This is a genomic window from Arthrobacter sp. NicSoilB8 (genome assembly GCF_019977355.1).
GTDB lineage: Bacteria > Actinomycetota > Actinomycetes > Actinomycetales > Micrococcaceae > Arthrobacter.
This window is the reverse complement of record NZ_AP024655.1, coordinates 2,920,944-2,933,212: the sequence shown is the minus strand read 5'-3', so window position 1 is coordinate 2,933,212 and position 12,269 is coordinate 2,920,944. Positions and strand designations below refer to the sequence as shown.

At 65.0% G+C, this 12,269-nt stretch carries 11 protein-coding genes; 3 read left to right on the top strand and 8 right to left on the bottom strand.

Annotated elements, in window-relative coordinates:
* Positions 1-3: 3 nt before the first annotated feature.
* The 7 genes from LDO15_RS13205 to LDO15_RS13175 all read right to left on the bottom strand — a co-directional run bounded on the left by LDO15_RS13205 (position 4) and on the right by LDO15_RS13175 (position 8,452).
* A complete protein-coding gene (locus tag LDO15_RS13205) occupies positions 4-1,296 on the bottom strand; it encodes a hypothetical protein (protein WP_223979384.1) in 1,293 nt (430 codons plus the stop codon).
* 2 nt (positions 1,297-1,298) lie between these two features.
* A complete protein-coding gene (locus LDO15_RS13200) occupies positions 1,299-3,149 on the bottom strand; it encodes a hypothetical protein (protein ID WP_223979382.1) in 1,851 nt (616 codons plus the stop codon).
* Between the two features lie 74 nt (positions 3,150-3,223).
* Entirely contained in the window at positions 3,224-4,330 is a 1,107-nt protein-coding gene (locus tag LDO15_RS13195; RefSeq protein WP_223979380.1) for a DUF2235 domain-containing protein, read from the bottom strand.
* Between the two features lie 79 nt (positions 4,331-4,409).
* Positions 4,410-5,951, bottom strand: coding sequence for a M1 family metallopeptidase (locus tag LDO15_RS13190; protein ID WP_223979378.1), 1,542 nt, complete (start codon positions 5,949-5,951; stop codon positions 4,410-4,412).
* Positions 5,952-6,299: 348 nt separating this feature from the next.
* Positions 6,300-7,748: an NAD(P)/FAD-dependent oxidoreductase gene (locus LDO15_RS13185; protein ID WP_223979376.1), complete on the bottom strand. Its 1,449-nt coding sequence runs from the start codon at positions 7,746-7,748 to the stop codon at positions 6,300-6,302.
* A complete protein-coding gene (locus tag LDO15_RS13180) occupies positions 7,745-8,188 on the bottom strand; it encodes a VOC family protein (RefSeq protein ID WP_223979374.1) in 444 nt (147 codons plus the stop codon). The genes LDO15_RS13185 and LDO15_RS13180 overlap by 4 nt, the downstream gene beginning before the upstream one ends.
* A gap of 87 nt (positions 8,189-8,275) precedes the next feature.
* Positions 8,276-8,452 carry a hypothetical protein gene (locus tag LDO15_RS13175; protein WP_223979372.1) on the bottom strand — a complete coding sequence of 59 codons (177 nt, stop codon included), beginning with the start codon at positions 8,450-8,452 and terminating at the stop codon, positions 8,276-8,278.
* Between the two features lie 191 nt (positions 8,453-8,643).
* On the opposite strand from LDO15_RS13175, the gene LDO15_RS13170 reads away from it, so the two are divergent.
* From LDO15_RS13170 to LDO15_RS13160, 3 genes are all read left to right on the top strand, one after another.
* Positions 8,644-9,141, top strand: a complete 498-nt coding sequence (locus tag LDO15_RS13170) for a helix-turn-helix domain-containing protein (protein WP_223979370.1) — start codon at positions 8,644-8,646, stop codon at positions 9,139-9,141.
* A 95-nt stretch (positions 9,142-9,236) separates the two neighbouring features.
* Positions 9,237-10,472: an MFS transporter gene (locus LDO15_RS13165; RefSeq protein WP_223979368.1), complete on the top strand. Its 1,236-nt coding sequence runs from the start codon at positions 9,237-9,239 to the stop codon at positions 10,470-10,472.
* 163 nt (positions 10,473-10,635) lie between these two features.
* On the top strand, positions 10,636-11,562 hold the full coding sequence (locus LDO15_RS13160) for a nitronate monooxygenase (RefSeq protein ID WP_346655959.1): 927 nt from the start codon (positions 10,636-10,638) through the stop codon (positions 11,560-11,562).
* A 38-nt stretch (positions 11,563-11,600) separates the two neighbouring features.
* On the opposite strand, the gene LDO15_RS13155 is transcribed toward LDO15_RS13160, so the two are convergent.
* Positions 11,601-12,164, bottom strand: a complete 564-nt coding sequence (locus LDO15_RS13155; protein WP_223979364.1) for a CGNR zinc finger domain-containing protein — start codon at positions 12,162-12,164, stop codon at positions 11,601-11,603.
* Positions 12,165-12,269 lie beyond the last annotated feature (105 nt).

Here is a 12,269-nt window from a genome sequence, read left to right as displayed (position 1 = left end):
CATTCAATTCGCCGGGAAAGTGATCTCGCACCATAGGTTGTCGGGTCCGACGTGAACCCTGGCGTCGGCGACTGGGGCATCAGCCCGGACGATGTGGGCGTTCATGGCGGTGAATGCGGCCAGCAGATTCTCGTTGGGGATGTCGCCCCATTGCTCGACTTTCCCGTAGGGGAGCATCGCGTAGGTTCCGTGATTGCCGATGGCGTTGGTGACGTAGTCCCGCGGTGTGGCGTTGTGGGAGCCGTGGTGGCCGATCTTGTAGAACGCAGGGTCTGAGACGAGGGCGCGAGCCGAAGGGTCTTGCAGGACATGCTCCCAGGCGCCCTGTTGCGAGTCGCCCACGAAGACGAGCCTGGTGCCGACGACGTCCAGAACAAGGAAGACGCTGGTGTTGTTGACGGACCGCTCGAGGATGGAAGCCGCCGCCAGAAGTTCGTTCGCGTCGTCGAGGAGCGTCTTGAGGTTGAGTGTTGCCAGAGCGCTGACGAGTTCGATGCCGATGTCGCGAGTGACGTCGTCTGGCGTGACACTAAAGATCCCGTCGAAGAGTGGCTTGGCCGGTGTCTGGTCGCCAGCGGAGCCGCTCGCGGATTCGGCATCCAGGGCCTGTTGCAAGGCGAGCCAGCGGGCCGACGCGGGAGGGTTCATCCGTTTGAGCTGATCAGGGTCACGGGATGGTCCGAGGACGTGTACGTTGACGCCCGGCACCGATGTGCGGATGACGTTGAGCTGGGCGAACTTGTCCGGGAGGTACCGTACCTTCGGGACGTTGAAGAAGTGTTTGCCGTTGCGTCCGAGCAGGCGGTCCATGGCGTCTTCATTTCCGAGCGAGTTCAAGGCCAGGGCGCTGGCAACCCCCAGAGCCAGGGTTCGTGCTTCGTCGTTTAGTGCGGCGGCCGCACGGCCGATCAGGGCGTTCAAGCTTCTCGCGGCGCGAGCGAGCCCGCTCTTCAGAACCCTGGCATCGTCGTCGGAATCGTCCTCGACGAACGGCACCCAGACTTCGCCGACGCGGACCTTTTCCCAATCGTCGTAAGCGAATCCTGTGATGTGGTCGGCATGGTGGTGAGTTGCCACGACCACATCGAGGGTGGGTGGTGTTCCTGGCGCGGCCGCCTCGGTGAGGTCGGCGATGATCGCATGAACGACGTCGAGGAGGGGCCGCGCCTTGCCCTGGCTGTGGACGCCGCAGTCCACCAGCATCCGCCAGGCCTGATCGTCCCGTTTGACGGTGGTCAGGAAGGCGTCGCCGAAGCCGACGTCGTACATGCGGACGGTGACTGAGGGAGCTGGCATTCTCAGGCTCCGTCCTGGCCGGCGTGCAGGCGAGCGAAAGACAACCGGAGCGTTGCGGGTTCGACGGTCCATGCCGAGAGCGCATCCATGTCTTCGACGTCGCCCATCCAGTCGCGGATCGACCCCAGCCGTTCGGTGCCAGCCCTATCGAATGCGAGGGCGCACTCTTTGAGGTCCCGCGACAGATCGTCGAGCTTCGCGCGGTCCGAAAGCGGCAACGGTTTGGTGACGAGGAATTCGACCCGGCCGTCCACGCGGGCGATCACAGTTGTGCCGGCGCGAACGGCTGCACGTTGAGATCGTGGGATCTGCGAACCGGCCTCGTCGGTTCGCTGATCTTTCAGGTCGTCTCGACGTTGGGCGAACTGGATGGAGACGATCGGCCGGGGTTGCCCGTCAGAGGCCCGGAGGTAGACGACACGGGCGCTGACTATCTCGATCTTCCCTGCGGCTTTGTCCAGGCCTAGTTCGTAGGCGTGTTCCACACCCCAGTTGTGAATGAGTTTCCGAAGACGCCTGCTATCGGGCTGTGAACTCAAATGCTCGGGGACCGCCCGCCCGGGGGCATCTTCCCCTGAGGACGGAGTGGTGGCGGGGTCGTCGGCGAAATAGACGGTACTGCCTGTGTCAAGATCGAGGGTTGCTTCCAAGATGAGGGGTGCCAGGTCGACGGCGTTGATCCCACCCCGGAGGTTCAGGTCCAGGGGCGGTTTGGACCAGACGAGGGACTCGTCAGCAAGGGAGGTCACCCCCGGAGGGTAGATCCCGCGCCGACGGAATGCCTCGACAAGAATTGCCCTGAGATGTGCGACGTCATCGGGGTAGAGTTCCCGGTCAGAGGTGACGATCGCCCGGACGACATCACCGAAAGTCACGTCGACGACGGGGAGGTATTCGAACGCCCGGACCACCATTTCCATGAACCTGTCGGCATTCATCGCCGCCGTGGCGGTGACGCGTTTGACCAAGTCTGGTGGGAGCGCACCCGGCGGGAGGATGCCGGTGCCCGCACTGGCGATACGCCGAAGATCGGCGATCTGCGCTTTGTAGGTGTCAATGAACGCGTCAAAGACGGCGGCGACGAAGCACGCCCCCCGATCGTGTGGTTCGACCGCTTTCAGGAATGCGTCCGGGGTGCGGGGGGATCCGATCGCGGACCTCAGTGCTGCGCCACGGCCGGTGGACTCACCAAACTCGCTTGCGAGATCCAGGAGTGCCGACCCTTGCTCGAGTGTCCCTTCCGATTTCTCCACGGCGTCGGAGACGACTTCGGGGAAGCCGAAGTGGTTGAACAGCGCAACGAGGTCGGCGATTGCCTCATGCCAGGCCAGCACGTCAGGGTGGGTCGGTTCTGAAAAGTACCTGCGCATCCGGTGCACGATGGCGTGGGTGACTTCATGGGCGATCACGTCAACGGACAGACAGGTGAATATCATCTGGCCCGGCAGGTTGGCCCCAGGGTCCCTTAGATCAGCGCGGAAGTAGCCGAACAGGACGGCCCGCCGGTCCTTGTCGAAGTATGCGTTCCGTCCTTCGAACGCATGCGGGACGAGGCGGAGCTTATCGTCGCCACGCCAGCGGAAGCGGCGGCCGCCGAATCGTTCGAATCGCTCGATCACACTCATCGCCACGGCGTAGACGACTTGCTGATGGGTTCGGGGGTCGTTTTCCGCGGGCTGCATACCTCGTTGAGCGAGGATTGCGGCGTCGTTCAGGTCAACCGGCAAATACCAGAGGTCACGAGCCGCGTCATAATCGACGACCTGCAGGAGCCTGCCGGCCGGCCCAGGCCTCAGGTCTGTTTCGAACGGGATGTCGATGGTGAGAAACCTGCCGGAGAGACGGGTCGACATCGGATCAAAAGCATACGCGCGAAGCAGTCGCCGGGCCGGCAGGACGGGCTGGGGCCGGTCCCTCTTCGCAGTAGTCACGGCTCAGCCCGGGCCGACGCCGGTAACAATGGTGGCCCGACCCAATCTGGATCGACCCAGGCTACGCTGGCCGGTGCCTTGAACGTTGGATCGTCGACGGCCCTGGTGTTCACGCTTGCATGGACAGAGGCGCCGTCGGGGACCTTCCTGTTGCGCGTGCCGAGGAAAACCCATGCCCGGCCGCGGCGGTGCAGCACCGCGGCCGCATCAGCGGCTGTGACCGTGCAGGCCGCCGCGACTGCACGGGGCCGAACCCGCATTCCCTCGGCAATGCCGCCCTCGATGATCCACTTCAAGGCGATGGTCGACAGCCGGGGCGCACGATTCCTGGTGCCCGGGTGGGTAGCCTGGCCGGCAGGTGGCTTGTCGATGAAGGTCCCTCCGACATCGCTGTGCACGCCGGCGAACCAAACCTCTTCCAAGGATCCGTCGGTGCGGGCGTGGACCAGATACTCCTTGAAAGGGGCCCGCTTCTCATTGATCGATACGGCGTGGCGGATGCGCAGGGCGTTGGGGAGTTCGCGGGTATATGGCCAGCGGATCTCCCATCGGAGGAACCCGGCGGCCTTGACAGTGTCCCAGACGCCCAGGTACTTCACCGGCACCGTCGATTTGCCGTCGACCTGCTGCCCGAACACTTCCGAGGTGAGGTGCACTTCGTCCCAGTCCAGCTTCATTTCACCGCCCCGGCGGGCATAAGTGGCGACCACATACGGAACGAGGTTTTCGGAGCCTGGACGCATCACACCGATGGCGCGAAGAATCCCCACCAGGGCGCGGGCCGTGTAGGCGCCACGGCTAAACCCGAAGATGAAGACCTGATCCCCGGGTGCCCAGTTCCGCATCAGCCAGGTATAGGCTTCCCCGAGGTTCTGCCGCAGGCCCCATCCGAAGGCAAGGCCGCCTAACCGCGAGACCGATCTAGCGAGCGGAGTCCACGCGCCTGCGGACGCGAACGTGCCGACCCCAGGGTCATAGTAGGCGATCTGCTTGGTGGGATCGGAATGATCGAGGAGGTTGTACAGCAAAAGGACGTTCGTGTTGCCCCTGGCCCGCAACTGGCCACCGGTCCCATCCAGACACATCACCAGATTCCGGGACATTTGACACCTCCCCGCCGGGAACCGCCCTCACCTGAAACCGATCATCCCCCTGGACGGGCGCCAAGGGAAGAGGGGACTACTATCTCGTCCTCGACCCGTCGGGGGAGACCGCGTGCCGGCCCGTTCCATGAGACACGGAATCCGCGGAGAGCTGCGGCATCGCCGGGCGGTCGCCCTCGCGCAGCCAGTCGTCGAAGAACGCGTCGAGTTGCTGACCCGAGGCTTTTTCCATGACGGCCTCGAAGTCTTCCGTCCCCGCCGTCGAGTCGTTGAATCGGGTCAGCCACAAACGGGCGCCCTCAAAGAACGCCGCGTCGCCGATCGTCGCGCGCAGCGCGTGGAGAGCAGCCGCACCTCGAAGATAGACCTGGCCCACGAACAGGTTGTCGCGGCCCGGGTCGGCAATGTTGAGCGCCCAGCGGTTGTTCTTGTCGAGGTAGGCCACCGCGTCCGCGAACTGCTCCGGCATCGTGGCCGTGCCCTGGTGCTCGGCCCACAGCCACTCGACGTACGTCGCCCAGCCCTCGTTCAGCCAGATGTCCTTCCAGTCAGACGGACTCACCGAGTTTCCGAACCACTGGTGCCCGAGTTCGTGCACCACGGTGTATTCGTCTGCGACCTCCGAGTAGACCGGCCTCGTCTGCGTCTCAAGCGCATAGCCGACCGTGTCGTCGTCGACGATCGCGCCGAACGACTCGAACGGGTACCGCCCGAACCGGCCCTCCAGGAAGGTGATCATTGCGGGCTGCTGTGCGAGTGACGCATTGGTTTCCGCCAGTGCCGCGCCCGTCACGCCGGCGTCGATCGCGTTGATGATCGGCAGCCCGCGCGGACCCACCTCGCGGGACAGGGCAAAGTCGCCGACGCTCGCCGTCGACAGGTAGCTGGCCATCGGTTCCGAGGCCTTCCAGGTCCATGTCGTCCACCCGGCCTTGGTCACCGGGCGGCCGACGGGCAGCCCGTTCGCCACGGCCGTCTTGCCGTCCGGCACCGTGATGCGGAACGTGTAGGTTGCCTTGTCTTCGGGGTCGTCGTTCACGGGGTACCAGGTCGCCGCGCCCTCGGGTTCGTTCACGACCATGGCGCCGTCAGCGGTCGTGACCCACCCGTAGAGTGCCCCGGTGGTGTCGAGCGGCCGTCCGGTGACTCCGCCGTACTCAATGACGATCGTCGTCGTCTGTCCCGACTTCAGCTTCGGCTGCAGACCGACGGTGAGTTCCCAGATGCGGTTCGCGTCGTCCTGCTGCTGTGACCACCCGGCACGGTCGCTGCCCTGCGGCTTCCCGTGCGTCGCGGCCCTGCCGTCGACCCGGACCGACGTGACGCCGAGGCCGCGGAGGTCGAAGTTGAGGGACTGCAGGTCCTGCGTCGCGCGCAGTGTGACGGTCGCGACGCCGCTGAGGCGGCCTTCGAGCACCGCGGCGTCCGACGGCGGCGCGTAGCGCAGGGCGAGGTCGTAGTGCAGGACGTCGTACCCGCCGTTGCCGGCGTAGGGGAAATATGCGTCGCCGCTGCCGGATGCGCCCGCTACGTAGCGGGGTCCGTCGTGTGCGGGGGCGGCCTGCGCCGCGCCGCTGATCGCCCCGGACCCGGCCGCCGCCAGCACCAGGGCAATCGCCATGTGGCGTAGGCGTCCATTTCTTTGCCTGTCCCTGTGCCCAGAGGCGACATTCGTTCCGTGTGCCGGGAGCTGGTGTTCGATCATCTGCAGGTCCTTTCCGCTCACTAGTCTGGACATCCGAGGGTGATCATGACCGGAGGCATGCGGGTCTGTGGAATGTGGCCCATGATCCTCACAGATCCTCGGAAAACCTTGGGCCCGCTTGAGGAGATCCGGTAGAGATCCGGGGGAGATCCGGCAAAGTTCCGTGTAGTCGCTTTATCCAACGACGTGGACAGGGCGGACGACGGCGGTGCCGTCGCCGCAAGATTACGGAGACGGCACCGCCGCCAAGGCCGGGACCAACGCCTAGCGGGCCGGCCGCCCGTAGGTTTCGAGGAGCCGCAGCCAGACCTCGTTGACCGTGGGGTAGGCCGGAACAGCATGCCACAGGCGGTCGATCGGGACTTCTGAGACCACCGCGATTGTCGCGGCGTGCAGCAGTTCGCTCACGTCCGGACCGGCGAAGGTCACGCCGAGCACGACCTTTCGCGTTTCGTCGACCACCATCCGGGCGGTGCCCGTGTAGCCGTCGGCCCGCACGCTGGCACCGGCGACGTGCCCGATCTCGTAGTCGACCACCCGGATGTCGAAGCCGCGCTTGCGCGCATCGGCGGCGGTGAGGCCCACGGAGGCAATCTCCGGGTCGGTAAACGTGACCTGCGGCACCGCCTCGTGGTCGGCGGTGGCCACATGGGTTCCCCATGGCGCGTCCGATACCCGTGCTCCGGTGGCCCGGGCGGCGATGACATCACCCGCCGCGCGGGCCTGGTACTTCCCCTGGTGGGTGAGAAGGGCCCGATTCGTCACGTCGCCGGCCGCGTAGAGCCAGTCAAAGCCCGGAACCAGCATGGTGTCGTCGGTCTCAATCCAAGCCCCGGGTGTGAGGCCGATCGAATCGAGGCCGATGTCCCGGGTACGGGGGGTGCGGCCGGTTGCCACGAGGACTTCCTGGGCGGTGATCGAGCTCCCGTCCCCGGTTTCGAGGGTGACGCCGCTTTCGTCGCGGGAAACGCGGGTGGTTTTCGTCTCAAGCATTACGGTGACACCTTGGCCGCGAAGGGCGTCCGCGACCAGATCGCCGGCGAAGCGCTCCATGCCTGAGAGCAGCCCGCTGCGGGAGACAAGGGTTACCGCCGTCCCAAAAGCGGCGAAGGCCGTCGCCATCTCGGTGGCAACTACGCCGCCGCCAATGATCGCCAGGCTTTCAGGAACAGCCTTGATGCTGGTAGCCTCCCGGCTCGTCCACGGCCGGGCACCAGCCAGCCCGTCGATGTCGGGAAGGAGGGCATCTGATCCCGTCGTGATGGACACGGCCTGGCGGGCGGTGAGCACCGTCGTCGAACCGTCCGGGCCCGTGACGGTGACTTCCTTTGTGCCGGTGAGCCGGCCGTGACCGCGCACCAGCGCAATGCCGGCGCTTTCGAGCCACTTCACCTGCCCGCCGTCGGACCAGTTACTGGCGAATGAGTCCCGGCGAGCCAGCACGGCTTGCACGTCGAGTTGACCGGTCACGGCCTGCGCGGCCCCGGGAACCCGACGGGCCGCGCGCAGCACCTGGGCGGAGCGCAGCAGCGCCTTTGAGGGCATGCATGCCCAGTAAGAGCACTCGCCCCCGACGAGCTCGCCTTCGACAATCACCGCGGTCAGGCCGCCCTGGACTGCGCGGTCGGCGATGTTCTCGCCCACGGCACCGCCGCCGAGCACGATCAGGTCATATTCTGCTGAACCGTCTGTTGAACCGCTTGGGGTGCTCATCGCCCGGGCGCCCGGGTGTTGATTTCCTGAAGAGACCAGGTGTTGCCGTCCGGGTCGCTGAAGGTGGCAAAGGACTGGTAATCGGCGCGTTCGGGGTGTGGTCCGGCAACGCGGTGCTGGTTGTCGCGGTGGAAGATGAATCCCTTCGCGTAGTGGAATACCTCGGAGACGTCAACGCCCTTTTCCACAAGGTCGGCCCGGGCGGCGAGGATATCCTTCACGGCGAAAATCTGATTCTGGAGCGACCCGGGTGTGGCAGCGGTGATGCTCTTGCCGATGATGATGGATGCTTCCGACCCGGGAGGGGTCAGCTGCGCCACCCGGTACTCGTCGCTTGCGATGTAGTCGATATCGAGGCGGAATCCGAGCGATTCGTAGAAGGCCTTGGCCCGGTCGACGTCCGAAACGGGAACGAACAGTACTTCAAGCTTCAAATCCATGGTGTTGCATCCTTTTGGTGAGTTTCGTGAGTTGGGTGTGGTTGTTTTTGTCGGCACCAGCCGGTGCCGCTGCCTGGGTGGGTGGTGCTAGCCGGCGGTGAGCCGGTGGCCTGCTTCGGCGAGCGTGCGGGTCATGTGTTCCGCGTACCACTGCGGCCATTCGGTGTCGTACACCCCGCCCAGGACTTCGGTTTCGTAGATGCCGTGGGCGGTCGCGGCCTTCTTTAGTGCGTCTGTCAGTACCTCGGTGATGGGCTGTCCCATGGGGGTTCCTTTCGGTCGGTAGTGGGGGTCTAGCCGCGTCACCGGTTCAACTGGTAACGATACTGGCATGCGATTGCGTCACCTGTCAAGGAGGTGATTCGCCTTAGGGCACCCAGGCAGCTAGCTTGACATTTTGGTAGTCAGCAAGCTACGCTCTAGCTACTACAACTGGAAGTCAGGCAGGTGGCTCTATGTCAATCAAACTCAAAGGCGCGCTCGAGGACCGGGGCGCCTGGCGGATGGAGAACTGCTCCATCGCCATGACGATGGAGATCATCGGTACGCGGTCATCCATGCTCATCCTGCGGGAGGCCATCTACGGCACCACCCGATTCGACGACTTCGTGCGACGGACAAAAGGCACGGATGCCATAGTTTCGGCCCGGCTCAAGCAGCTTACGGATCTTGGCCTCTTCGAAAAGCGTCCCTACCAGGAAGAGGGCAAGCGGAAGCGCTATGAATATGTCCTGACGCCGAAGGGTGCAGATCTCATGCCCGCGGTGTTCGCGCTGATGCAGTGGGGCAACCGGTATTTGCAGTCCGACGACGGTGGCCCGCTGCGGCTCGTGAAACGCGGCACGGACATTCCAGTCGTCATCGGACCCCATGCCGAATCGGATGCGCAACTCGGGTTCGACGATCTCGAAATCGCCGCAAACGGCGACTGGATCGAGCAAGGGCGCGCCTGACCAGTCAGCGCCGCGCTGCCCCGGACGCCGGAGCTCAGCACACAAATCAACCACGTTGCCGGAGGATCGTTGGCCGGCAGAACAGAAGTCCTCAAATGTCAGCTATTGCATCCCTCGAAACTCGTACACCGGCCGCGCGCCGTCGCTCCAGGCTTCCTTCCGGGGCAGCCTTCGCGGGGAACGCGGTCACCTTCATCAGCCTGTACCTGGCGGCGGGCGCACCGACGCCCCTGCTTCCCTTCTACCAGGAGCAATGGCATTTTCCCGCCGCGGTCCTGACCCTGGCGTTCGCTGTCTACGCGATCGGTTTCCTTGCCGCCATGCTGACTGTCGGTTCACTATCCGACCATGTCGGCCGGCGGCCCGTGCTGATCGGAGCACTCCTCGTTCAGCTCGCGGCGACCCTGATGTTCCTCGTGGCCCCGGACATCGGGTGGGTGATTGCCGCCCGCGTCGTGCAGGGCCTCGCCACCGGCGCCGCCACCAGCGCATTCACGGCCACCCTCGCCGAACTCGCCCCGCCGAACCGGAAAAGGCTGGGCAGCATTCTTGGCAGCGTCGGCATGACCGCAGGACTCGCTGTCGGCGCATTGCTTGCCGGGTTCGCCATCCAGTTCACACCCGAGGCGAACACGATCATCTTCACCGTCCTCACGATCGTGACGGTCCTGGGAATTGTCGTTGTCGCGCTCTCGCCTGAGAGTGTGACCCGCACACCCGGAGCGTTGCGTTCCCTGATTCCGCGCGTCTTTGTTCCGCCGGCCGCCAGCAAGGAATTCGCCGCCGCCGCCCCCGTGATTGCCGCCGTCTGGATGCTCGCGGGCCTGTCCCTCGGGCTCGCGCCGACCATCGTACGCAGTGTCTTCCACCTCAACAGCGGACTGGTCAACGGCCTCAGCGGCTTCATCGCGCCGGCGACGTCGGCCGTGGTGGGAGTCGCTTTCGCCCGGTTCAGCCCCCGGCGCGGAATGACAACCGGAATTTACTCATCCATCGCCGGGACCGTCGTCATCGTGGCCGCCGTGCTGTCGGGAAGCCTCGCGCTCATGATCGCCGGGCTGGTCGTCATGGGCATCGGCTTCGGCGCTGCGTTCTCCGCCTCGCTGCGTCTGATCATGCCGCTGGCCGTCCCTCAACAGAGGGCGGGCATCGTCGCAGCCATTTACGTCGTCGCCTACATCGCGTTCGGCCTGCCCGTCATCATCGCGGGCCAGTTGGCCGCTCCGCTGGGCCTCCTGCCGACGGTCGTCGGATATGGGGGCGCGACCGTCGCCCTCGCACTCGTCAGCCTTGTCGCTCAAATGCGCATCAGCCGCGGCCGGCAAAAGTGAAGGAACATTTCAGACTGCCATCTGCGGCACACGTAACGAAGGGACCGGCATCATGAACACGTCCACGACGAATCAATCCCGCTTCGATATCACCGCACTGCCACTGCCCGTCATCCAAGCCCCAATGGCGGGCGGCCCCTCTACCCCACAGCTTGCGGCCGCCGTGAGCTCCGCCGGAGGACTGGGGTTCCTGGCCGCGGGATATAAAACGGCGGACAGTATGGGCGCCGAGATCAAGGCTGTCAGGGACCTCACCGACGCCCCGTTCGGCGTCAATCTCTTCGTCCCCCAGCCCCCGATAATCCGGCCTGACGTCCTAGAGCAATACGCACATTCCCTCGCCTCCGACGCATCCCGCCTGCAGGTGACCCTCGGCGATCCCAGACACGATGATGACGACTGGCAAAACAAACTCGACGTCCTCTACGAGCTGGCCCCCGCCGTCGTGTCGTTTACCTTCGACGTGCCGGAGGCGGGCATCATCACCGCGTTGCAGGAACGGGGGGTGTCAGTGACCGTGACGGTCACCTCGCGTGCCGAAGCGAAGCTGGCGATGGCCGCCGGGGCGGACATGCTCTGCGTCCAGGGACCTGAAGCTGGCGGGCACAGGGGTACTTTCGATCCAACCGCGCCCGCAGGAGTCACCCCCCTGCACGTGCTGCTCAACGATTTGTCCAGCCTGGAGATCCCGTTGATTGCAGCAGGTGGCATTGTCACGGGGGCAGATACGCGGGCTGCGCTTTCGCGGGGTGCCGTGGCAGTCCAGGCCGGCACCGCCTTCCTCAGGGCAGACGAAGCTGGCACCGGAGCCGTGCACCGGGCCGCACTTTCCTCTGGTCAATTTACGACGACGGCCGTCACCAAGGCCTTCTCCGGCAGATATGCGCGGGGTCTGTACAACGACTTCATGCGGCAGCACGACCCCGAGGCGCCCTTCGGATATCCGGAAATTCATCACCTGACCCGTCCCCTGCGGGCCGCAGCAGCCGGGGCCGGTGATTCCCACCGTGTTAACCTCTGGGCGGGCACAGGGTTTAACCGCTCCATGGTCGGCTCGGCCCGATCCATCCTTGCCCGGCTCGCCACCTGAGCGCAGGCTTCAGCGCACCGTCCGCCGAAGCGCGGCGGCTATTTTCCGGCTACCGAAGCCGGTTTGTCCGCCCTCTTGCGAGCCCGGTAGGCGGCAGCCTTCATCTTGTTGCCGCAGGGGTCCATGGCACACCACTCCCGGCGCGCGCCACGGGACCGGTCAATGTAGACCCGGGTGCACTCATGGTTCGCACACTCCTTGAGCAGCGGCGCATCGGACCCGCTGAGGACCTCGATAGCGTGACGTGCCACGCTCGATAGCGCCTGGGCCGGGGTTCCGTCGGTCCGCCGGCCAAGGGGCGTGAGCTGCTGAACGACGGGCGGCGTGCGGGCGGCATCGTTCACGATGGAGAGGGCGTCGCTGTCATAGTCACCCCCATCAACTCTGGCGTGAACGAGTGAGTAGATGGCCTCCCGCATCACGATGGCCTCGTCGAGGTCGGCCCGCTGGCATTTTGTGTCCCCGTCGATAATGCCGGATTCACGGAACCAGTCATCCAGGCTCTCAGGCGACGAAAGCATTTCGAGCGGCGTCCCGAGCCGTGAGCGAACTGTTGCGGCGAAGTCGAGGGCCGGATTTCCGCAGACGAATGAATGTTTCATGTCACCAGTTTGACAGGTGACGATCCATTATGCAACGATCGTCACCTGTTCAACCAGTGACGACGCCCGGCGGAACAGGACACGTCTACTCGAACTGGCATGTCG